Here is a 25,709-nt window from a genome sequence, read left to right as displayed (position 1 = left end):
CCAAATTATGAAAAATTTTGTATATAAGTAAATTTTATTCGTTTACAATGAAGGCACGGCATGTCAACTTGCTTAGAATAAGACGATTCCCGGCGAAGCGTGCGGATGATGATTTAAGCTTCGTCGAATTCGCGGTGTTTCGTCAAGCTAACGGGAATCGATTCCAAGACCGCCGTACGGCCGACTAAACACGATTAGCCGGCTTTTACGCCAAGTTTCAGTCATAATCGAATTCCGGCAACAAGTGGGCGGCTGTAAGCACAATGGGTGCAGAAGCCCAGTGACGACGGGTCCGGCTTTGACGGACCACGCTGCGGAGGGACGATGATGGAACAGTATCTAACGTTAATCGACATTGTTCAAGACAGAAGGGGGCAGGCGGAGAAAGGCATCACTTATATTTCGGGGGATCGGGACGAGCTTTACGAATCGTACGGCGCGTTATTCGAACATGCGCTTCAGGCGCTGCATTATTTGCAGTCGCGCGGAATGGAGCCCGGGGATGAACTGCTGATGCAAATTGACGAGAATCGTACGTTTTTGCATGTCTTTTGGGGATGTCTGCTGGGCGGCATCGTACCGGTTCCGGTAACGGTCGGCAGCAACGACGAACATAAGATGAAACTGTTCAAAATTTGGGACACGCTGCGCCGCCCTTATTTGATCAGCGATGCCAAAGTGTTGGGAAGCTTGGAAAAGTACGCGCGACAGCAGGGGCTTGAGCAGACCTTTGGCGTATTGGCGCAGACCGCATTGCGAACGGAAAGCCTGGATTATGGCTCGGAGGCCAAAGGCGTTATTTATCCGGTTCAGCCGGATCGCTTGGCTTTCATCCAGTTTTCTTCCGGATCGACGGGAGACCCGAAAGGTGTCATGCTGACTCATGAAAACTTGGTGCACAACATACGCGACGCTGCTGCCGAATCGGAATTGGACGACAACGACGCTTACCTCGGCTGGATGCCCCTTACCCACGATTTGGGATTGATTGCCTTTCATCTTACGTGCGTGATCGGCAATGTCAATCAATTCATTATGCCTACCGCGCTTTTTATCCGGCGCCCTTCGCTTTGGCTCAAAAAAGCGTCGGAGCATCAGGTGACGTTAATTTGCTCTCCCAACTTTGGCTATAAGTTTTTTTTGGATCAATACAAACCGGAAGCCGTCAAGGACTGGGATTTATCCCGGATCCGTATCATTTATAACGGGGCCGAGCCGATTTCGACTGAGGTGTGCGACCGGTTTTTGAGTGCAATGGCGGTCCATGGACTGCGCCGATCCGCGATGTTCTGCGTGTATGGAATGGCTGAGGCCTGCGTAGGCGTAGCCCATCCTCTGTTATATGAGGGCATCAAGGCGGTTCATCTGAACCGGGAACACCTGGCCATCGGCGAAGCGGTTGTGCCCGTTGCACCCGAAGAACGCTGCTGCGTGACTTTTGTCGATGTCGGGTATCCGATGGCAAGCTGCGATTTCCGGATTTGTGACGATAACCATCTTCCTCTGCCTGACGATGTCATTGGGCATATTCACATTCGCGGTAAAAATGTGACGTCCGGCTACTACAACAATCCGCAGGCGACGGCCAAAGCGATAACGAAGGACGGTTGGCTGGTAACCGGCGATTTGGGTTTTATGCGCAGGGGCCGGCTCATTATTACCGGACGTGCGAAAGATATTATTTTCGTGAACGGGCAAAATGTATACCCGCATGATATTGAGCGTGTCGCGGAGGAAGTGGACGGGGTCGAGCTTGGTAAGGTGGCCGTCTGCGGCGTGCGCGACCCGGGGACAGGACAAGACCGGATTGTTTTATTTGTTATTTACACAAAGAAACCGGAAAACTTTGTGCCGCTAATTGTCAAGCTGCGTCATCATTTGAACGAACGGGGCGGCTGGGAAGTTAGGGATGTGGTGCCGGTACGCCGTCTGCCCAAGACGACGAGCGGCAAGGTGCAGCGTTACAAACTGGCGCAGCAATATTTGGCAGGCCAATTTGACGAAGTGTCCGGCCAACTGGCCGGTCTGCTGCTGGCGGCGCGCGCAGCGAAGCCGAAAGCCCTGGCCCGAAGCGAAGCGGAGCAGAGGCTGCTCGCTTTATGCAAACGGGTGCTGCAAACGGAGGAAATCGGCACGGACGAAAGTTACTTTGAACTCGGTGCCAATTCGCTGCAGCTGACGCAGTTGGCCGAAGCGCTCGAAGGCGAGTTCGGAAAGCCTATTCCGGTGACTGATTTCTTCTCTTACCCGACCATTGCCAAGCTGGCCGCCCATCTTGCGGCGGACCCGGCGCAGAAAGAGCCGGTTAAGCTTGAGGCGGGACCGACGGATGATCCGGACGACAGGGATATCGCGATTATCGGCATGGCCGGCAAATTTCCGCAGGCGGACACGTTGGAGCAGTTTTGGGAGCATGCAGCGCAGGGGCGCGACGCCATCGGTCCGTATGGCGTTGCCAGGAAGCGGGACGCGGATGCGTTTATGGCCAAGCTGCAGCGTGAACCGGGACAGTGGGAGGCGGTGGAAGGCGGCTATTTGGATGAGATCGATACGTTCGACTATGCTTTTTTCAAGTTGACGCCAAGGGAAGCATCTCTGATGGACCCGAATCAGCGCTTGTTTTTACAAACGGCGTGGAGCGCGCTGGAGGATGCCGGTTATGGCGGCGCCAAGGTGGCCGGATCCAGGACGGGCGTTTACGTCGGTTTTTCCAAAACCAGCTTCGATTACGAGCGTCTGCTCACGGAAGCGGAACCCGAGGCGCTGCCCCGGTTTATTATCGGCAATTTACCATCGGTTATTTCGAGCCGCATCGCTTATTTGCTGGATTTAAAGGGTCCGGCGGTTACGGTCGATACGGCCTGCTCGTCTTCGCTGTCGGCGGTGCATTTGGCCTGCCGGGCTTTAATGAACGGGGATTGCGACATGGCCGTGGCGGGCGGCGTCAAAACCATTTTGCTGCCGATTCGGGCGGGCATCGGCATGGAATCGGCCGACGGCCGTGCGCGGGCATTTGACGGGAAGTCGGACGGCACCGGCGCGGGCGAAGGCGTCGGCGCCGTGATTCTGAAGCCGCTGCGCCGGGCGGTGCAGGACGGCGACCGTATTGTCGCCGTCATCAAGGGCAGCGCCATGAACCAGGATGGCAGCACGATAGGCATCTCCGCGCCCAACGCGCTGGCGCAGGCGGATGTCATCGCGCAGGCATGGCGGAACGCGCGCGTAGACCCCAAGACGATCACATATATCGAAGCGCACGGGACGGGAACGCAGCTCGGCGATCCTGTGGAGATTGAGGGCATCTCGCAAGCGTTTGGCCGGTATACGGAGCGCAAACAGTTTTGCGCGGTAAGTACGGTCAAAACGAATATCGGTCATTTGTACGAAGCGGCCGGTATCGCCGGTTTGATCAAAGCAGTGCTATCGCTGCGGCATCGGCAAATCGCGCCGCTCGTTCACTTCCGTGCGCCTAACCGTCAAATTCGTTTTGAGGATTCGCCGGTTTATCCCAATGTATCGCTGACCGATTGGGAACCGCAGGGATTCCCGAGACGCTGCGGAGTCAGCTCGTTTGGATTCAGCGGCACGAACTGCCATGTGGTGCTTGAAGAATACGAACCTCGGGAGGAAGCGGCGGAGGCCGGCGCGGGCAGCGCTGCGCCGGACGGTGCGCTGCTGCTCGTTTTGTCCGCACGCACCGACAGCGCCTTGAAAACGTTAATCGGACGTTATGCCGAGCGTTTTGAACGTTCACCGGATCTCGACATGCGCGGCGTTTGCTTCACGGCGAGCACCGGGCGCAGTATGTTTGCGCATCGCCTTGCCATAGCGGCTTCCGGCCCGGCAGCGCTGCGCGGCAGCCTTCTCCGGCTGCACCGCGAGGGCATTGCTGGCGAAGGCGTGTTTACCGGACAGAGCGGGAGGGTGTCCGGATTTGGCGAACCGGCCAGGGCGGCGTCGGGCGGGCCGGAGGCTGTCGGGCGATTTTCCACGGGGGAAGGTGGAGCGGCGCCGACGCTGGAAACGGCTGAAGGGGCGGCTCAACTGGCCACAGCCTTTGTGCGAGGAGAACCTATCGATTGGGAGCAATTGTACGCACAGGGGCAGCGCCATCGGGTATCGCTGCCGTCATACCCTTTTGAAGGCAAGCGCTGCTGGATTCAAATCGCCGAGACGCCGCAGCGGCGGAGGGAAGAAACAGGCAGTTTGACGATGGAGAAAGGGCAGGTGAACGGAGTGAGCGCTTTGCATGAACAGTTGTCGCATGCCGGGGCAGCGACGGATTCCGCTCTTCATTCACAGGTTGCGCAAACGCTGGCTCAAATGATAAGCGACGTTTCGCAGCTTGAAATGAATGAGCTTCATCCGCATACCCATTTTTTGGAGCTGGGGCTCGATTCGATCAACTTGACCCAAGTACGGCAAGGCATCAAAGATGTGTTTGGTCTCGATATTCCGATGAGCCGTTTTTTTGAAACGCTGACCAATTTGGAGCAGGTGGCCGAATACATTGTGCATCATTTGCCGCAAAACGCTTCGTCCGGTACGCAGAACGGGATCGACCGTTTCGGACGATCAACCGGGGATGCCGTGCCGCAGCCCGGTTGGGACGGGCCTCCAAGCGCAGAGGCGCTCCGTCAGACTGCGCCCGAGCCGACTGGCGGCTGGAACCACCTGCCAAGCGTCGCATTCGTTCATGCGCTTCGGCCGATTATGGAACAGCAGCTGCACATTATCGCCCGGCAGTTGGATGTGCTGCAGCCGCCTTCCTTTGTCGCGCCTGAAACTTCCGAGCGCGCGGCAGGGACGGAGCCTCCGGCCTTCCCGGCGGCCGTTCCTCACGCGCATTCCGTCGATGCGCGCAGCGAAGCAGCCGCTGCCGGCGGCTCGCCGTCCGTTGCGGCGCCGCCCGCGGTATTCGGCGGCGATCACGGCACAGGCGGCGATTCATCGGAGCCGGTGCGCGCAGCGGCGGCGGGCAGCGAAGGCGGGCAGCCGTTTCGGCCTTACCGTCCGATGGATGTGAAAGCCCGTGAAGCGCTGCCGCTCCGTCAAGAGCAGCATTTGCGCGACTTGATCGACCGCTATACGGCACGCACCGGGCGGACCAAAGCATATACGCAGAAATACCGCGCTGTATATGCCAATAATCGCAATGTGGCGGGTTTTCGGCTTGTGCTTAAAGAGATGGTGTACCAGCTCGTGGCGGAAAAGGCCGAGGGCTCCAAGATTTGGGATTTGGATGGCAACGAATACATTGATTTGACGATGGGTTTCGGCGTGAATTTGTTCGGCCACGACCCGGCGTTTATTCGTGAACATATTGACAAGGCGCTGCGCAGCGGGATGTGCCTCGGACCGATGTCGAACCTGGCCGGCCAAGTGGCTGAAGGAATTTGCCGCATGACGGGCGTAGAGCGAATAGCACTTTTTAACTCCGGCACGGAAGCGGTTATGGTGGCTTTACGGTTGGCCCGGGCCGCTACAGGGCGGAGCAAGGTGGTTATATTTGCCGGTTCGTACCACGGCACGTTTGACGGCGTGCTTGCGCTTGCCCGCCCGGGCGCGGACCGGGATCGGTCGATGCCTTTGGCGCCGGGAGTGCCTTCCGGGATGGTAGATGACATCGTTGTGCTTCCTTACGGCACCGAGACGGCGCTGGCCTATATTCGCGAACACGCCCATGAATTGGCGGCGGTGCTGGTGGAGCCGGTGCAAAGCCGTAGACCGGATTTGCAGCCGAGGCCGTTTTTGGCGGCGGTTCGGGAGGCGACCGAACAAGCGGGCGCCGCTCTTATTTTCGATGAGGTGATCACCGGTTTCCGGCTTCATCCCGGCGGGGCGCAGGCGTGGTTCGGCATTGAGGCGGATTTGGTCACCTACGGTAAAGTTATCGGAGGCGGGCTGCCGATCGGCATTGTGGGAGGCCGTGCCGCTTTTATGGACGGCATCGATGGAGGCATGTGGGATTTCGGCGACGGTTCGTATCCGCAGCATGAGGAACGGCGCACATTTGTTGCGGGTACCTTCTGCCACCATCCGCTCGCCATGGCGGCATCGCTTGCCGTGTTGGAACGGCTGGAGCGCGACGGGGAGAAGCTGCAGGCGGAGCTGAATGCGAAAACCGCCGATTTGGCGGAGACTTTGAACCGCTTCTTTACCGAGGAAAAGGTGCCGATCCGGATCGATTATTTCGGTTCTTTGTTCCGGTTTGTGCTCAAGGGCGATCTGGAGCTGTTTTACTACCACATGCTGGATCAAGGCATCTATATTTGGGAAGGGCGCAATTGCTTTTTGTCGACGGCGCACACGGAGACCGATATAGCCCGCATTGTGCAGGCGGTCAAGAACAGCGTAGCCGCGCTGCGACACGGCGGATTTTTGCCTGATTCGCCTCCGGACGGCCCGGACCCCGGCAAACTTCCGCTGCCCGAGCGGCCCGGGCACGATCATGATATTGTCATTCCTTTGACGCCGGATCAAAAACAGCTTTGGTTTGCGTCGGCTTCCAGCCGTGAGAAGCCGCACGTTTTACATGAATCGGCGCTGATTCGGCTTCGCGGGCCGCTGCGCTTGCAAGGGTGGAGCGAATCGGTTCATACGCTGATGCGCCGGCACGAAGCGCTGCGTACGTACATGGGCGCAGACGGAGAAACGCAGGTGATCGCCGCGTCGCTGGAGGCGCAGATCAAGCTGCTGGATGTCAGCGGGTACGATGATTTATCGCGCGAACGGCAAAAGAGCGCCTGGCTGAAACAGGGCATTGAGACCCCGTTTCGGTTATCGGAACGCGAACCTTTATTCCGCATCCATTTCTTAAAGCTGGAGGAAGAGGAGCACTTGGCGCTTTTCACTTTTCACCACCTGATCGCGGACGGATGGTCCATTGTCGTATTTATGCGGGAGCTGGCGTCAATTTACAGCGCGCTAGTCCGGAAGGAACGGTACCGGCTCCCGGGGGCTGCGGTTTTCCGCGATTATGCGGCATGGCAGCGACTGCGGATGGCCGATCCGCGCAGCGCGGAAGCGTCGGCATTTTGGACCGACGAGCTCTCCGGCCCGCTTTCCGTATTGGAGCTGCCGTCTCCGCTGCGGGGAGTAACTGTGCCGGGCCTTGAAGGGGGGCGGTATACGGCCGTGCTGGAAAGCGGGCTCGTTCAATCGCTCAAAACGCTCAGCATCCGGCTGGGCAGCAGTTTATTTATTACGCTGCTGTCTTCCTTTAAAATCTTGCTGCACCGATTGACAGGCGACTCCAGGCTGACTGTCGGCGTGCCGACGGCCGGTCAAGCACAGATGGACGCTTTTTCGCTGGTGGGACATTGCGTTAATGTGCTTCCGGTGGTTAGCCGGATTCAACACGAGACGACATTTGCGGACTTTGCCGGCGCCGTCAAGGAAAGCATGCAACGGCTCGAAGCTTACCAGGCTTACAGCTTTGCGGCGTTGGCCGAGCAAGGGCTCCGGCATTTGCCTGTCATAAACGTCGTATTCAATATGGACCGGCCCTTGCCCAAGCTGCGGTTTCACGAGCTGGACACGGAGCTGCTCCCCAGCCCGGTCACGGCCAGCAAGTACGAGCTGTTTGTCAACGTGACTGAAGCGAATAAAGAACTGCGGGTGGATTTTGATTACAACGCCGGATTGTTCGAACCGGATGTCATTGCCCACTGGTTCCGTTACTGGGTGACGATTTTGGATGAAATTACAAAAAAATCCAGCCAACCTCTTGCGGAAATATCGCTGTTGGGCATGGATGAAACCCGTCAAATATGCAAGCACTGGTCGTCGCTTGCCGACCGGGACGGCGGCTGCCCTTGCGTGCTTGACGCCTTTGGATGGCCCGCTCCCGCCGGGACAGCGGGGGAGCTGCATATCGTGGCGCAGGGTCAGCTTAACCCGCAGATCATACGCGAGGCTGCACGCACGGGCGAGTGGGTATACCACGCGCCGGGCGGGGAACTGAAACGCATCGGGCCGATCTCGGGTTTTGCCCGTATTCGGGGGCGCCTAATCAACTTGCGGCAGCTTGAGACGCATTTGCTGCGCGTCTGCAATTTGGAAGCTTGCGCGATCCGCGTGTGGGAGGATAGCGCTGCAGGCGGCGCCGCGACGCTTGCGGCATATGTCGTCTCGGACCCGTCCGCGCCTTGGGAGGAGGAGGCGCTTAAACGGCGGTGGAGCGAGGCGCTTCCGGATTATGCGCGGCCCGGCCAAGTGATGCTCATGAAGGCGCTGCCGCTGCTTGCGGACGGCGAGCCGGATTGGGAGCGGCTGCCGGCTCCGTCAATGCCGGGCGCAGACCGTATGCCAGAGATGGGCGCAGGGCCGGATGACAGCGTAGAAGCCGAATTGATTCGGATGTGGCAAGAGGTGCTGGGTGTTTCGACGGTCCGTGCGCACGATCCGTTTTTTCAGCTCGGCGGCGATTCTTTGACGGCCACGGTTCTTTTATCCCGGATTCGCAAAACGTTTGGCGTGCAGATCCCGCTCGGCGAACTGTTTCATCGGCAGACGGCGGGCGCGCTGGCCGAGTACATTCGGGGCGGCGAGAAGCAAGCTTTCAGCCCTATCGAGCCTGTCGGGGCACAGCCGTATTATCCCGCCTCGCCCGGCCAGCGGCGAATGTACTTGCTCCAGCAGCAGGAGGGCGGCACGACATATAACGTGCCTGGACGTCTGCATCTCGAAGGAGATTTGCGCGTGCCGAGCTTCATTGAAGCGCTTCGCGAGGCCGCCGGGCGGCATGAATCGCTGCGTACGTGCTTGAAGCTGGAAGGCGGCGAGGTCGTACAGGCGATCCAGCCTGAGCTTGTGCTTCATGTTCCGGTGACGCAAGCCAAGGCGAGTGAGCTGGAGGCGATTTCCCGCCGGTTTATCCGCCCGTTCCGATTGGAGGAAGCGCCCTTAATACGCGCCGAGCTGCTTGATTTCGGGAATCGGCGTTACGCGCTTTTGATTGATGTACATCATGCGGCTGCGGATGGTTTTTCGATGGCAGTGCTGCTGGACGAAGTGCTGCAAGCCTATCAGGGACGCCAATTGAAACCTGTACGTGTGCAGTACAAGGATTTTGCGGCATGGCAGCGGCGGCAGCTTGCCCAAGGAACGTACCAAGAGCAGGAGGCGTACTGGCTGCAAACGCTGGGCGGCGAGCTGCCGGTGCTTGATATGCCTGCGGACTTTCCGAGGCCTCAGACGCAAAGCTTTGAAGGCGGCGCAGCGTCTTTGACGCTGACGCCTCAGCTCACAGACGCGCTGCGGCAGCTGGCGGCAAACAGCGGCACAACGCTTTATATGGTGCTGCTTGCCGCTTATTTTGCCCTGTTGTCCCAATACACCGGACAGGACGAGATTATCGTCGGCACGCCGGTATCCGGACGCAGACATGCGGATACCGAAGCGGCGGTCGGGATGTTCGTCAACACGCTGGCCTTGCGCGGACGGTTGCAGGCATCCCAGTCGTTTGCGGAGCTGCTGCTGCACGTAAAGGCACTTGCGCTTGCGGCATTCGAGCGCCAAGACTATCCGTTCGACGAGCTGCTGGATAAGCTGAATCCGGTACGCGATTTAAGCCGGAACCCCGTGTTCGATACGATGTTTATGTTCCAAAACGAAGCGGTGCAGCCATCTCGCGCCGGCGCCTTGACCTATAAGGTTGAAGAAATCAATCCGGGCATTTCCAAGTTCGATTTCTCCCTGCAAGTGGCAACGGACCCTACTGATGGGGAAACGCTGCAATGTACTTGGGAGTACGCCGTTCGGCTGTTTGCGCCGGAGACAATCCGTCTGCTGGCGAAGCGTTACATCCGCATCTTGGAAGCCGTTTCCGCCGATCCTGCGGTACGTTTGACGGGGATCGATCTGCTAACGGATGTGGAGAAAGAGCGGCTGCTGGATGCAGGGAACGGAGCGGATTGTCCGGCAATGCCCGAGTTTACCGTGCAAGGTTTATTTGAAAAACAAGCCTTCGCAACGCCGGACAGGGCGGCGGTTGTGTTCGACGGACAAACGGTGTCCTACGGCGAACTGAACCGCCAAGCCAATCGGCTGGCCCACAGGCTGCAGGCGCTGGGCGCCGGTCCGAACACGTTGATTGGCGTATGCTTGGACCGCAGTCCGTCTTTGCCGGCGGCACTGCTTGCCGTGTTGAAATCCGGCGGCGCCTATGTCCCGCTCGACCCGTCGCTGCCGGATGAACGGCTCCGCTATATGACGGAGCGGGCGGAACTTCGCGTGCTGGTCACTGTGCAGGCTTACGCTGAGCGATTGGGCGGGCTGCGCGGCTTGACGGTTGTGTGTCTGGATACGGAGGCCGGCGCCTTGCTGTCGCAGTCTGACGCCAATCCGCGCAGCGAGGCGGACGGCGAGCATCTTATGTATGTGATTTATACGTCAGGATCGACGGGCATGCCGAAGGGAGCGAGCGTTTACCGCTCGGGCTTTGCGTCATTGATGCGTTGGTACACCGGGGAATTCGGGATGTCGGCAGCGGATAAGCTGCTCGTGATCACCTCGCCAAGCTTCGACCTGACGCAAAAAAATATATTTGCGCCGCTGCTGACCGGCGGGCAGCTAATTTTGCCTCCGGCAGGTCCTTATGACGCGCGGCAGATTGTGTCGCTTATTGAGCAGCATGGCATAACGCTGCTGAACGGGACGCCCAGCGCGTTTTATCCTTTGCTGGATGCGTCGGCTCCCGCGCAATTCACGCCGCTTGCAACGCTGCGGCATCTGTTTTTGGGCGGCGAACCGATTGCCGCCGACAGACTTGCGCCTTGGTTGAAATCGGACGCGTGCCTTGCGGAAGTCGTTAACACCTACGGGCCGACGGAATGCACAGATGTGACTGTGTTCGCACGCTTGCCGGCAATCACCGCTTTTGCAGGCAAGCGAGTGCCGATCGGGCGGCCCGTGCCGGGCACTCGCGTCTATATTTTAAACGCGGAGCTGGGGCTGGTGCCTACCGGCACTCCGGGCGAGCTTTGCATCGCCGGTGCGCAGGTAGGCGGCGGCTACGTGGGCGACCCGCAGCAAACGGCCGCCAAATTCGTGCCCAACCCGTACGGCGGCGAGCAATGTCCGGTCATTTACCGGACGGGCGATCTGGCCCGGTTTTTGCCGGACGGAACGATCGATTATCTCGGGCGGATCGATCATCAAGTGAAGGTTCGGGGCTACCGAATCGAACCCGGTGAAATTGAAGCCGTCTTGCGGCACGACATCGGCGCGGCGGATGCCGTCGTCTTGGCTCGGGAAGTCCGGCCCGGCGATCGTCAGCTAATCGCTTACGCGGTGCCGAGGACTTCCTCCAAGGAAGCGGCCATGCCGCCCAAGGCGCTGGCCGCTTTGTGGAGAAGCGAGTTGCGCCGCCGCTTGCCGGAGTATATGGTTCCTTGGCCGCTTGTCATTATGGACGCATTTCCGCTGACGCCGAACGGAAAAATCGACCGGAGCGCGCTGCCCGCGCCGGACGTCGATCTCGCGGAGCGGTCGGGCGAAGGAACGGAAGCGCCGCGCACGGTGCTGGAGGCGAGGCTAACGGAGCTGTGGCGGGAAGTGCTTGGCGCGGAAGCTGTCGGTATCCGCGATCATTTCTTCGAAATCGGCGGGCATTCGCTGCGGGCGGCGGCGCTGACGGCGCGTATTCACCAAGCGCTGCAGGTGGAAGTGCCGATGCGGATGGTGTTCGAGCATCCGACCGTCGAATCGCTGGCGCAGGCGATTGAAGGGCTGCAGCCCAATCCGTACGCGGGCATTCCGGCTGCCGGCGAGCAGGAAAGCTATCCCGTTTCGTCGGCGCAGAAACGGCTGTATGTGCTCAGCCAATTGGAGACGGACGGCTTCGGGTACAACATGCCGGGTGTCCTGCGGCTGGAAGGCGAGCCGGATGCGGCGCGGCTGGAGCAGGCGTTCCGCGCGCTGATCCGGCGTCATGAAGCGCTGCGGACGGCTTTTACGCTGCGTGATGGCGTGCCGGTGCAGCGGATTGCCCCGAAGGAAGCGCAGCCGGAGTTTACGCTGCCGCGCATCCGTGTCCAAGGCGAAGCGGAAGCGCGGCAGGCGGCCCGGGCGTTTATCCGCCCGTTTGATCTGGAGCAGGCGCCGCTGCTGCACGCCGCGCTGGTGGATGAAGGCGCTAATCGCCACCGGTTGCTGGTCGACATGCACCACATCGTATCCGATGGGGTGTCGACAGCAATTTTGCTGGAGGAGCTGTCCCGGCTGTACAACGGCGAAGGCGAAGCCGAAGCGCTGCCGGAGCTGCGCATCCAGTACAAGGACTATGCGGTGTGGCAGCAGTCGGAGGCGGGAAGCGAGCGGGTCCGTGCGCAGGAAGCTTACTGGCTGGAGCGGCTGAAGGGCGAGCTGCCGGTGCTGGATTTGCCGGCGGACCGGACCCGACCGGCCGTGTTCTCCTACACGGGAGGCATTGTCCGCTTCACCTTGGGAGCGGAACGGACAAGCGGGCTGAAGCGGCTGGCGCTGCGCACGGGCGCGACGCTGTACATGGTGCTGCTGGCGGCCTACTCCACGCTGCTGTCGAAGTACAGCGGACAAGAGGAAGTGATCGTGGGGACGCCGGTAGCGGGAAGGCCGCACGCGGAGCTGGAGCGGGTGATGGGCATGTTTGTGAACACGCTGGCGCTGCGTACGTATCCGTCGTCGGACAAACCGTTTGAAGCGTACGTGAGGGAAGTGAAGGAGCTGGCGCTGGAAGCGTACGCGCATCAGGATTACCCGTTCGAAGAACTGGTGGAGAAGCTGAACGTGCGGCGGGATATGAGCCGCAATCCGCTGTTTGACACGATGTTCGCGTGGCAGGGCGAAGGCGGAGGCGTGCCGGAGCTGGCGGGGCTGAAGGCGAGCGCGGACGAAGCGGATTACCGCTCGGCGAAATTCGATCTGACGCTGGATGCGGAGGAGCAGGGGGATGAACTCCTATTCCGACTGGAATACTGCGACGCGCTGTACGAGCGGGAGACGGCCGAACGGATGGCCGGCCATTTCGTGCAGTTGATCGATGCGGCGCTGGCTGATCCGCAGGCCAAGTTATCGGCGTTAAGCATGCTGACGCCGGAGGAGAGGACGCAGGTGCTGGAATCGTTTAACGACACGACCCGCGCCTATTCATCGGATGACATGCTGACAATTCATGGTCTTCTTGAACGTCAGGCGGAGCGCACGCCGGACCGCCCGGCCGTGGTGTCGGGAAAGCGGCAGTGGAGCTACCGCGAACTGAATGAACGGGCGAACCGGCTGGCGCGCACGCTTCAGGCCAAAGGTGTGGGCCGGGAGTCCCTGGTCGGCATACTGGCCGAGCGTTCACCGGAGATGATTGCCGCGGCGCTGGCAGTCATGAAGGCCGGGGGCGCCTATGTGCCGATTGATCCCGATTACCCGGAAGCGCGTATCCGCTATATGTTGGAGGACGCCGGCGTTTCGCTGCTTCTCGCGCAGTCGCGGCTTCGGGACCGTGTGGCGTTTGGCGGCGAATGGCTGCTGCTGGATGATCCGCAAAGCTTCAGCGGCGACGGGTCAAATCTCGCGGGCTCCGTAAAACCCGGCGACTTGGCTTACGTCATTTATACGTCGGGTACGACGGGGCAGCCCAAAGGGGTGCTGGTTGAACATGCGGGGGTATGCAATTACAAACTGTTTTACGATGAAGCGCTTAAGGTGTGCGAACAGGACCGCGTGCTGCAGTTTGCCAGTTTTTCATTCGATGCGGCCTGCTCGGAAATGACAATGAGTTTATTTGGCGGGGCGGCACTTTATATGCCGGACGCTTCGGTGATCGCCGATTACCGGCTGCTGGAACAATACATGCGGGACAGCGGCATTACGGTCGCCACACTTCCGCCGACTTATGCCGCTTACTTGAACCCGGCGCACATGCCGAGCCTGACGCGGCTCATTACCGCAGGCTCCGCGTCTTCCCCCGAGCTGGCGCGCCGTTGGAGCGGGTTTGTACGCTATTTTAACAATTACGGACCGACGGAGGATTCCATCTGCTCGACGGCATGGCCGTATTCGACTTTGGACGATACAGCTAAAACGGTGCCGATCGGGCGTCCCATCGCCAATCATCAAGTATATATTTTGGGCGCGGATCAATCCATCATGCCGGTTGGCATACCCGGCGAATTGTGTGTCAGCGGCATCGGCTTGGCCCGGGGGTATTTAAACCGTCCCGAACTGACTGCGGAAAAATTCGTTCCCGTTCCGTTTGCGCCCGAACGCCGGATGTACCGGACCGGGGACTTGGCCCGGTGGCTTCCCGACGGCAATTTGGAATATATGGGGCGCATCGACGACCAAGTTAAAATCCGCGGCTACCGCATCGAGCTTGGCGATGTTTTGACGCAGTTGAACCGGCTCCCTTCCGTGCGGGAGGCGCTGATCGTCGCCCATGCGGACAAGGCCGGCGCGGTGGAACTGTGCGCCTATTTCACCGCCGAAAAGACATGGAGCGTCGGCGAACTGCGCCAAGCGCTGCTGCAAGAGCTGCCGGCCTATATGGTGCCGACTTATGCCGTGCAGCTCGCCGCGTTTCCGCTGACGCCGAACGGAAAAATCGACCGGAGCGCGCTGCCCGCGCCGGACGTTGATCTCGCGGAGCGGTCGGGCGAAGGAACGGAAGCGCCGCGTACGGCTCTGGAGGCGAGGCTGGCGGAGCTGTGGCGGGAAGTGCTTGGCGCGGAAGCCGTCGGTATCCGCGATCATTTCTTCGAAATCGGCGGGCATTCACTGCGGGCGGCGGCGCTGACGGCGCGTATTCACCAAGAGCTGCAGGCGGAAGTGCCGATGCGGATGGTGTTCGAGCATCCGACCGTCGAATCGCTGGCGCAGGCGATGGAAGGGCTGCAGCCCAATCCGTACGCGGGCATTCCGGCTGCCGGCGAGCAGGAAAGCTATCCCGTTTCGTCGGCGCAAAAACGGCTGTATGTGCTCAGCCAATTGGAGAAAGACGGCTTCGGGTATAACATGCCGGGTGTCCTGCGGCTGGAAGGCGAGCCGGATGCGGCGCGGCTGGAGCAGGCGTTCCGCGCGCTGATCCGGCGTCATGAAGCGCTGCGGACGGCTATTACGCTGCGTGATGGCGTGCCGGTGCAGCGGATTGCCCCGAAGGAAGCGCCGCCGGAGTTTACGCTGCCGCGCATCCGTGTCCAAGACGAAGCGGAAGCGCGGCAGGCGGACCGGGCGTTTATCCGCCCGTTTGATCTGGAGCAGGCGCCGCTGCTGCGCGCCGCGCTGGTGGATGAAGGCGCTAATCGTCACCGGTTGCTGGTCGACATGCACCACATCGTATCCGATGGGGTGTCGACAGCGATTTTGCTGGAGGAGCTGTCCCGGCTGTACAACGGCGAAGGCGAAGCCGAAGCGCTGCCGGAGCTGCGCATCCAGTACAAGGACTATGCGGTGTGGCAGCAGTCGGAGGCGGGAAGCGAGCGGGTCCGCGCGCAGGAAGCTTACTGGCTGGAGCGGCTGAAGGGCGAGCTGCCGGTGCTGGATTTGCCGGCGGACCGGACCCGGCCGGCCGTGTTCCGCTACACGGGAGGCGTTGTCCGCTTCACCCTGGGAGCGGAACGGACAAGCGGGCTGAAGCGGCTGGCTTTGCGCACGGGAGCGACGCTGTACATGGTGCTGCTGGCGGCTTATTCCACGCTGCTGTCGAAGTACAGCGGACAAGAAGAAGTGATCGTGGGGACGCCGGTAGCGGGAAGGCCGCACGCGGAGCTGGAGCGGGTGATGGGCATGTTTGTGAACACGCTGGCGCTGCGCACGTATCCGTCGGCGGACAAGCCGTTTGAAGCGTACGTGAGGGAAGTGAAGGAGCTGGCGCTGGAAGCGTACGCGCATCAGGATTACCCGTTCGAAGAACTGGTGGAGAAGCTGAACGTGCGGCGGGATATGAGCCGCAATCCGCTGTTTGACACGATGTTCGCGTGGCAGGGCGAAGGCGGAGGCGTGCCGGAGCTGGCGGGGCTGAAGGCGAGCGCGGACGAAGCGGATTACCGCTCGGCGAAATTCGATCTGACGCTGGATGCGGAGGAGCAGGGGGATGAACTCCTATTCCGACTGGAATACTGCGACGCGCTGTACGAGCGGGAGACGGCCGAACGGATGGCCGGCCATTTCGTGCAGTTGATCGATGCGGCGCTGGCTGATCCGCAGGCCAAGCTATCGGCGTTAAGCATGCTGATGCCGGAGGAACGCAGCGGGTTGTTGGGCCATTTTGCTAATGCAGGGCTTGAGGCAGGACGAGGAATGGCGGGAGTTTTCCATGAGGCGTTTACTGCGCAGGCGGCACGTATTCCTGCGCAGACAGCCGTTGTTTACCGGGATGAACGGCTAAGTTACCGCGAGCTGGACGAACGGTCCAACCGGCTTGCCCGTAAACTGCAAGCATGCGGTGTAGGCCGAGAGACACTCGTCGGTATTTTGGCGGGGCGATCGCCGCTGCTGCTTGTCGCCGTGCTGGCGGTCTGGAAGGCCGGGGGCGCGTATGTGCCGCTTGACCCCGATTATCCGCCGGAACGTATCCGTTTTATGCTGGAGGATAGCGGAGCATCCGTCCTGCTGACGGAAGCGGCGCTTGAACCGCGGCTGGAAGTGATTTTGGCTGATAACGAAGCCGGAACCGCGGTGCTCGCATTGGATGATGAAGCGATTTACGACGACCAGGGTTCGGCCGTTGCTGTCATCAATCGACCCGGTGATCTTGCTTACCTGATCTACACATCGGGAACGACAGGGCGTCCGAAGGGTGTGATGATCGAGCACCAAAGCTTGATGAATACGGCGGAAGGCTACCGCCGGGAGTACCGGCTTGACCAATTTCCGGTGCGGCTTTTGCAGTTGGCCAGCTTTTCGTTCGACGTTTTTGTCGGTGATCTCGCGAGGACGCTGTATAACGGCGGCATGATGGTCATCTGCCCCAAGGACGACCGACTGGACCCAACTCGCTTGCATCACTGGATTCAAGCTTACGATGTGAACGTGTTCGAATCGACGCCTGCGCTAATCGTGCCTTTTATGCAATATGTGGCGGACAGGGGGCTGGACATAGGCGCGATGAAGCTGCTGATCACCAGCTCGGACAGCTGCAATGTTGCGGATTATCGCGCGCTGCAGGAACGATTCGGCGCGCAAATCCGCATCATCAATGCGTATGGCGTGACAGAGGCGGCTATCGATTCCAGCTACTATGACCAGCCGCTGAAACGGCTGCCGGACGCAGGGCATGTTCCTATCGGACGGCCGCTGCTGAACGCGCGGTTTTATATTTTGGATTCGCAGCTTCGGCCGGTTCCCGTCAGTGTGCTGGGCGAGCTTTGCATCGGCGGAGCGGGCGTCGCGCGCGGATATTGGAACCGTCCTGACCTGACGGGCGAAAAGTTTGTGCCCAATCCCTTTGTTCCCGGAGAAAGGCTGTACCGTACGGGAGATTCGGCCCGCTGGCTGCCGGACGGCGATGTGGATTTTATAGGACGTTTGGATGACCAGGTGAAAATTAGAGGATACCGGATCGAACTTGGCGAAGTGGAGGCGCGCCTCATGAAACAGAGTTTCATTATGGAAGCTGTTGTTGTGGGGAAGGAAAGCATCCACGGGCAAAAACAGCTTTGCGCCTATATTGTCGCCAACCGGATCATCTCCCCGGGCGCGCTTCGGAAAGAGCTCGCCGAAGAGCTGCCGGATTATATGATTCCGTCGGCTTGGGTGCAATTGGACCGTCTGCCGCTCACCCCGAACGGAAAAGTCGACCGCAAGGCGCTGCCTGCGCCAAATGGGGAGGAGAACCCGGACGCGGCCTACGCCGCTCCGCATACGAAACTGCAGCGAACGCTGACGGAGCTCTGGCAAAAGCTGCTTGGCGCCGAAACGATCGGGATAGATGATAATTTCTTTGAACGGGGCGGTCATTCGTTAACCGCCATTCAATTGATCGCTCAAGCGCAAACGGCAGGAATACCGATAGGTATCCATCATATTTTCCAAGGGCAGACGATTCGCAAGCTGTCGGCCCTGCTGGAGCAGCCGGCCGAAGTAAACATTCAGCCTGCCGAAACGGTTCAGGAAAGCGAACGGCGATTGAAGAAGGCATTTGGCCTTCGCTCCCGGTTTGTGACGGAGGAAAGCGAAGACGGTCTTCGCGTGACGCTGAATATGGAGCCGTGCCACAGAGTAAAGGTGAGTGAACTGCTCGCTTTTATTCGTGCCGAGCTTGCTTCGAATCTGCACCCGCACTATCTGACGACAGGCGAGTCTGCAGCCGATTCGGTTGCGGAGGGGAGGGACGCCGCAATAGAGCAGCTCGTGCCGCTTGCTATCTCCGAAAAATCCCCAGCCGAAATAAAACGGCGTGTTAAAAGGGAGCTTTCGCGGATACAGGTTCTCCATGAAGCTTTGCAGTCCGATATCATTGCGGGAGCAGTGGAATGCCGGTATGCGCTTGCTCCGGCTCAGGAGTACCACCTGGAGCGGCCGCAATGCTCGGGCACCGTGATAAGGCTTGATGTGCTTGGCCTCGACGCCGATCTGTTATCCGAAGCTGTCCGCAGCCTGCTTGCTCGCCATAGCCTGCTGCGGAGTGTGCTGGTGCGTGGCGAACAGGACTGGATGTGGGAACAGCGCGCGGTCCCGGAACAGTTGACGCTGCCTGCCGTAGATCTATCCGATTACAGTAAAGCCGATCAACAGGAACTACTCGCCCGTCTGCTGCCAGAGCTGTTTACTGAGCCCTACAGGCTGAGCGGTCGTCTGCTATACCGCATGGCGCTTGTCCGTCTGAATTGGCGGGAGCATTGGCTGCTCCTTCCCTGCTCGCATTTGATCTATGACGAGACAAGCGGGTCAATTCTCGAAAGCGAGCTGCTTGAAGCTTATCGCCGTTTGGATAGCCGCTCGGAGGAGGACCTTACAGCTTGGCCTCAGCTTAGAACGCCGGGCGTAGAGGCCGGTACAGCCGGCATGCCGGCGGACGGTTACCCGGCTTATGTGGCGCAAGTGAGGAAGGGCCCGCAGCATATCGAGGACCATGAATTAGTACGGCTTTTTCACCTTGAAGATTTTGACGCCGGATTGGAATTGGTGAACGAGTCAATCCATGCCCCGCTTGGTCAAGGTTACACCAAGGCCGAGTTACGCTGCGATATGTCGGAATTCAAGGAACTTGCGTCGGTTAACTGGGGAGTGTGGTCACTGCAGCTTGCCGGACGTTTTTTCCGAAGTTATTTGCAAGTGGCCGCGGTTCCCGTGTGGATGACGCATTACGGCAGACATTACGAAAATAATGCGTTTTTCAACACCGTCGGCGAGTGTATCGATCAGATCCCGCTGCTGTTGACCGGCACGGAGGCCGACTCCGAATCCGTTCGGGACAAGCTCCAAACGGCCGCAGCGCGCAATATCAACTTTATGAATCTCGTTTATAATGAACAGACCGCCTCAAACTATCCAAAGTCCCGCCGTTTGCTGCGAAAAGGATTAGACAGCACAGCGATCGTATACAACTATTTGGGCGAGTCGGAGGATGCGGCCTACTTATTTGAAGAAGCGGGAGCGGCCGGCGGCGAATCCCATGCTCAGCAACCGCCCGTATTCCACTTTACGTCACAGCATCAAGGCAGCGTATGGCAAATTTCTGTGACACTGCCTTACCGTGAAGAGAAGGAGCCGATCATGGAGATGCTGGAAAAAGAGCTTCAAGCTTTGGCAGCCTCCTTGCGCAGTGTTAAGGCGCACGTATAAAGTGAGCGGTCTGCAAGCCGGTTTAGGGGACAATCGAACCGGCCTGGGTGTCAGCACGCCGAGTGTGGGTGTGTCTGCAGTGCGGATTAACCAACCAAAGTCTGCGGTAGGGTAGTAGACAACTTTATCAGGAAACCTAAAGAACCCGCGTTATCTTGTGTAACGCGGGTTTCCGTTTGTTTTGGGCAGATTCGGACGCTTAGCCGCCTATCCTTCTTGCCAAACAATCTCCGCTTCGAAGCCCAACTGTTCGCACAGCTTATGAATACGGCGCATGTCCTGCGTGCTGGTAATCCACTCGCAACCCAAGGTTGATGCCTCGTGAGCGGCCCATTGCAGGATAGGTACCAAGGCATCCGCATGGGCTTCCTTCGTAGCGAAGTCCTCCAGCACCAGCGTGCCGCCGCGGACCGAAGCACGCACGTATGCCCAGTGCTGGCCGGCAAAGCTGCGGCGACAAAACGCGTTTCGTCATCCGACTGGACCTGCATGGAGAGCGTTTGCAGCCATTTGCTATAGGCGCCGGGCCCTATCGGGGCTTTCGGGTTCCCCCATTCAAGTGAATCGGCGGCCAGCTTCCGCAATTCATTTTCCCCAGCTACACACTTCCACTGCTCACTATGGAAAGAACCTTGAAGAGTCGGTTTGAAGCGGACTTGCCAGATGCGTTCGCCTGCCCGGATGTCGCTAGCATGAAGCAGTTCGGATACGGGAACCACGGCAAGGCCTTTGGCGTGAGCATGGTGTACAAGCGATTTAACGGCCTGCGGCGTCTCTTTGGCGATTTCATTGGCATGAAACATAAAAATCGACCCATTGACCAGCTTAGGTATTACCCGCTCCACAAGCTGCGCGCTTGGCGGTCCCGACCAGTCGACGGTATCCTCCCCCTCGACGACCAGATAGTTCCACTCCCGGAGCCATTCCAAATTCTCCTCCCGATAAGAGGCGTAAGGAAAACGCATGAAGGCCGGAACCGGCCTTCCCGTTGCTTCTTGATAAGCAAGCTCAGCCAGCTTCAGCTCTTCGAAGAATACGGCTTTGGTCACATCTGCCATTCTGCGGTGATGATAGGTATGCGTTGTGAGCTCATGGCCTCTGGCCAGCATTTCTCTTGCTTTGGCCGGATACCGATCGAACCACTCGCCCGTTAAAAAAAACGTCCCGCGCGCGCCTCCCTGTTCCAAGGCATCCAGCCATGCGTCAACAGGAATCCGCATCGGACCGTCATCGAACGTAAAAGCACAGTGAGAAACCAATGGATTGCCTTGAGTAATTACCAAGTTTGTCATCATAAATCCTCCTTCTGTGGTATCCTTCCACCAACCACTAACCACTTCACCCTATTGTAAAATTCCGGGAATGTTTTGTAAAATTGAATAATATGAATAAATGATTCGACTAAATTAAACAAAGGTGAGAATTATAACCCGCAAAATAACCCGCTTTAAAGGTGATTTTTTTATGCCAGAAATCCGATATAATTAGTTAGTTAGTAGTTACGAGGGAGCGTGAGAGAGTTGGTTCGATCTACAAAAAAAGGTCAAGCGCAGAAATGGCTGGCGCTTGTACTGGGCGCGTCGTTAGTCGCTGTACCGATTGGGCCGGTAAAAGCGAATGCGGCGAATCCGGTTTTTGAAAATGCGGTCGCTTATGAGGTGGGCGGCTGGGCTTACGACGTGGCGACCGGAGATGTGAACGGGGACGGGCTGGATGATCTGGTGTCGCTGAATTTTCAGCAGAATCAGGTGGCCGTGCTTCTCGGCAGGGGGGACGGAACGTTTGGAGCGCCGGCAAGTTTTGCGGTAGGAAGCAATCCGCGAGCGGTTGCTATTGCGGATTTGGATGGGGATCATCGCCCGGATTTGGCGGTTGCCAATTTTATGGACAACACGGTAAGTATCCTGAAAGGCAACGGGGACGGGACGTTCCGGACAGGGGGTAGCGTTGCGGGTGTCGGCCCGGAAGCCTCCGGGATTGCGGCGGCGGATTTGAACGGAGACGGTTTTCCGGATTTGGCCGTAGTCAATAATGTATCCGGCTCGGTTTCGATTCTGTTTAACATCGGTGGGAGCGGGAATTTTGTGCTCGGGGCCTCCATCCCTGTCGGCGCGTACCCGAGAAGTCTTGCGGCTTGGGATATGGATGGCGATGGGAAAACAGACCTTGCCGTCGCGAATTCCGGAAGCAACACGGTCAGTATTTTGAAAAATGACGGAACCGGCACTCAATTCAGCCGGGTTGATTATGCGGCGGGCTCATCCCCCAACAGAATGAAAGCAGCCGATCTCAATGGAGACGGCCTGAAAGATATGGTTTTTGCCGCCAACGGGGACAATGGGGTTACGGTGCTGCTCGGTTCGGCAGGCGGAGGATTCGGACAAGCGGTTGTGTATCCGGCGGGGAACTACCCGCTTGATGTCGCGCTTGGGGATTTCGACGGCGACGGACACCTAGATATTCTTGGCCAAACGCAGGCCCAAGATTTTGCCGTTTTAATGGGCAACGGAGACGGAACGTTTCGATCGCCGATAAGTTATCCGTATCCGCCTTATGCTTTTTACCTGGAGACGGGAGAGTTTAACGGGGACGGCCGGTCGGATATTGTTCTGGCGGGCAGCACTTCTTCGCATACGTCGATATACGTTATGAATAGTAAAGCAGAAGGGACTTTCTCTCTGGCTTCGGACACGTCCGAAACGGCTGAGAACGGCGGAACGGCCAACGTGACGATAAAACGGGCAGGTTCCTCGACGGGCCAAACTTCAGTCCGAATCCGGACGACGGATGGAACGGCCGTTGCGGGTAAAGATTATGCGGCGGTTGATGAGGTTGTTGTGCTGCAGGACGGTGAAACGAGCCGGAACTACCCGATCACGGTTATGGACAACCAGGTCTACGAAGGGGACAAAACCTTCACCGTCAAGCTAAGCAATCCGGCGAACGGCTACGTAATCGGGAGACCGGACGAAGCGGTCGTGACGATCCGGGAGGACGAGGCGGTGCCGGATACGACGCCACCTGTGGTGGATGTAGCTAAATTCGGCGTCATGGATAACTATGCGGGAACGCCGGATCGCCTGTATGGAGCGGCCGGGGCTGTAGGTGAAGCGGGAGCGATTGTAAAAGCGTATCCGTGGACGGATACCGATAAGGACGGCATCGTGGGCGCGGGTGAGCTGGGGACTGCCGTGGCCCTGGGAACAAGCGACACGGATGGTTCCGTGCCGGCCGCCGATATCGGGGACCTTGCCCCGGGAAGCTACGTTTACGTGATTACGGCGACGGATGCGGCCGGGAACGAATCGGCGAAAGATGCCGGTGCCGCCCTGACGGTGCCGCTGGCGAAGGGAGTGTCGCCGGATGCGGAAGCGCCGGTCTGGCCTGCGGGAGGAGTGCTGGCTCTCTCGAGCGTTACGTCTTCCAGCGTGAACGTAGGCTGGCCGGAGGCGGCGGACAACAGAGCCGTTACGGGATATGAGCTGTATAGGAACGGTGCGCTGCTGACGACGGTCAGCGCGGATACGTACAGCTACCGGGCGACCGGTTTGACGGGCGACACGCTGTACTCATTTGCCGTGAAGGCCAAGGACGAAGCGGGGAACGGCAGCACCGAGCTTGCCGGAACGGTTCGAACTCTCGCTGTGCCTGCTTCGGGAGGTTCGTCGGGGTCTTCACCGTCGCTGTCGGCGGAGAGCAGGCTGCAAGAGCTGCGTTTTACGGCGGGAGAGAAGGAAGCTGCGCTGACGCCGGGCTTCCAGCCGGGAGTGAGTGATTATGCAGCCGAGTCGGAGACGGACCGTGGCGTTATCCGGTATAAGACGATGGATTCCGCAGCTAGAGCCGCCGTCAACGGACAGAATGTGGGATCGGCCAGCGGGGAATATGCGGCTTCTTTGAGTGAGGGCGTCAACGTGTTTAAAATTGCCGTTCAGGCGGAAGACGGCTCCACCCGGGAGTATAAGCTGACGGTTACACGGAAGGCTGCCGGGCAGGGCGGAGCCGGTCCCGGAACGAAGCCGGATTCCGGGTCCGGGACTGGCACGGGCACACCACCGGATCCGGGTACAAAACCGGATCCGGGCGCCGAGCCTGGAGCGGGCGGCGGGAGCCGGTTTGCCGATATTTCCGGGCACTGGGCGGAAGCGGATATCGGCCGGGCTTATGCTCTCGGTCTCGTAGACGGCTACGAGGACGGTACGTTTCATCCGGACGCGACAATCAACCGGGCCGAATGGATCGTGATGCTGGAGCGGCTGTTGAAGAGCACGGAGACGGCGGATAATACGTCCACGGATGCGGCGGCAAAAACGCCACTTTCCTTTGCCGATGGAGGCATCATCCCCGCTTGGGCAGCCCGTGCGGTAGTGAATGCGGCCGCCAAAGGCATCGTGAGCGGCTACGAGGACGGAACGTTCCGTTCGGGAGCGGCCGTCACGCGTGCGGAGCTGGCCGTGATGCTGGCCAAATCCGTGAACGGCCCTGCGGCCGGAGGTGGAAAAGCCGCTGCTTTCGCGGATGAGGCCGATATCCCGGCGTGGGCCCGACCTTACGTGCAGATGTCTGCAGAACGCGGCCTGATCGATGGCCGGAGCGGAAACCGCTTCGCTCCGAACGAGAAGGCGACACGGGCCGAAGCGGCCGTGCTGCTGGTTCGCCTGGCGAAGCTGGGCTTGTAGGCGGGCTGATGCAGCAGCTTGGCGCGTAGGCAGTCCGTCTAGCTGATGAGGCTGCCAGACATGCAGCCAAGTCGTTCAACAAAGGAAAAAATGCTAAAGCTAAAATGAACACAATAAACACAAAAAGAGCAGACTGTCCGATTACCGGATAGTCTGCTTTTTTAACGATCATGCCCATAGTATTCCCTGCACTCGAGCGCCAAGACACCAACCTTCCAGCCGCAACGGCCTAGCCCTTAACTCCCAAAATGAGCGCAACCGGATAATGGTCGGAAGGATAAGCTCCGCCACGCTGTTCGCGATCCACAGTGGTCCGGATCATCTCTATATCCTGCGTGGCGAAAATATAATCGATAGGCTCGCCATCGGTACCGCCCTCAAAATCATGGAAGGTCCGGCCGACCGGTTCTTCCAGAAGCGTGTAGGCATCCTGCAACTGCTCGCGCAGCAGCCAGATAGCGGGATTGTCCGGTTCCGCGTTGAGATCGCCCATAAGCAGCACCAAGGCGTTCTCTTCCTCACGGCATGCCTGTATACGATCCAGAAGGCGCTTTGCGCTTTCTTCCCGCGCCTTTTGCCCAAGATGATCGAAATGCGTGTTAAACGCATAAAAACGGTCTCCCGAGTGCTCCTTGCTTTCAAAACAGCCCCACGTGCAGATACGCGGATAGCTGCTGTCCCAGCCCAGGCTTCCCTGTTCATCAGGCGTCTCCGACAGCCAAAATTGTCCGTGCTTAATCAGCGTCAGCGCTTCGTGATGGTAATAGATCGCGCAGTATTCGTCTTCGTCATTGTGCAGTTTGGCTTCCGCTTCTCCAAGGCGTCCGTTCCCGATCCGGCTGTAGCCGGGCAGGCGCACATCCAAATCCTCTAGCATAGCGGCTGTCCCTTCCTGGGTCCCGACCAGATGAGCATTGGAATGGAGAATCGCGTCCGCTGCGAGATGTTCGCGGTGTGGCCATGCGTTGCTGCCGTCGGAGAGCACATTTACGCGTAAATTGAATGTCATGGCAGTCAAGTTTTTGCTATTCGTCATCTATTCAGGTAACAACTCCTTTCGTCAATCCACCCATAATATACCTTTGGGCAAACTATACACAAGGACGTTTAAAGTATGGACAATGTAAAAAAGCGGCGTAAGGCAGATTGAAGGCGAAGCTGACGATGATCTAACAAAGAAATGAACTGCTAAATTGAAAGAGGCCGTTCTCGATGAGACCGCATGTAGTTGATTTATTAATCCGGCTTGGACCTTAAAAATCCAATTAAACA

4 protein-coding genes are annotated in these 25,709 nt (G+C 58.9%); 2 read left to right on the top strand and 2 right to left on the bottom strand.

All coding sequences use genetic code 11. The features are described from left to right. Positions 1-327 precede the first annotated feature (327 nt). On the top strand, positions 328-19,758 hold the full coding sequence (locus ABH899_RS25540; RefSeq protein ID WP_370001514.1) for an amino acid adenylation domain-containing protein: 19,431 nt from the start codon (positions 328-330) through the stop codon (positions 19,756-19,758). Positions 19,759-19,844: 86 nt separating this feature from the next. Here the strand turns inward: ABH899_RS25540 and ABH899_RS25535 are convergent, their stop codons facing one another. Next, a complete protein-coding gene (locus ABH899_RS25535) occupies positions 19,845-21,050 on the bottom strand; it encodes a polysaccharide deacetylase family protein (RefSeq protein ID WP_370001512.1) in 1,206 nt (401 codons plus the stop codon). A gap of 228 nt (positions 21,051-21,278) precedes the next feature. Here ABH899_RS25535 and ABH899_RS25530 point away from each other — a divergent pair, with 228 nt between their 5' ends. Next, the gene (locus ABH899_RS25530; RefSeq protein ID WP_370001510.1) at positions 21,279-24,437 is read left to right on the top strand and encodes an FG-GAP-like repeat-containing protein; all 3,159 of its coding nucleotides are present in this window, start codon (positions 21,279-21,281) and stop codon (positions 24,435-24,437) included. A gap of 229 nt (positions 24,438-24,666) precedes the next feature. Here the strand turns inward: ABH899_RS25530 and ABH899_RS25525 are convergent, their stop codons facing one another. Beyond that, a complete protein-coding gene (locus ABH899_RS25525; RefSeq protein ID WP_370001508.1) occupies positions 24,667-25,473 on the bottom strand; it encodes an endonuclease/exonuclease/phosphatase family protein in 807 nt (268 codons plus the stop codon). Positions 25,474-25,709 lie beyond the last annotated feature (236 nt).

Origin of the sequence: Paenibacillus sp. RC84, assembly GCF_041260495.1 — a bacterium.
In the GTDB taxonomy this organism is placed as follows: Bacteria; Bacillota; Bacilli; order Paenibacillales; family NBRC-103111; genus Paenibacillus_F.
The sequence above is the reverse complement of the archived record's forward strand: the minus strand, read 5'-3'. Positions and strand labels throughout refer to the sequence as shown.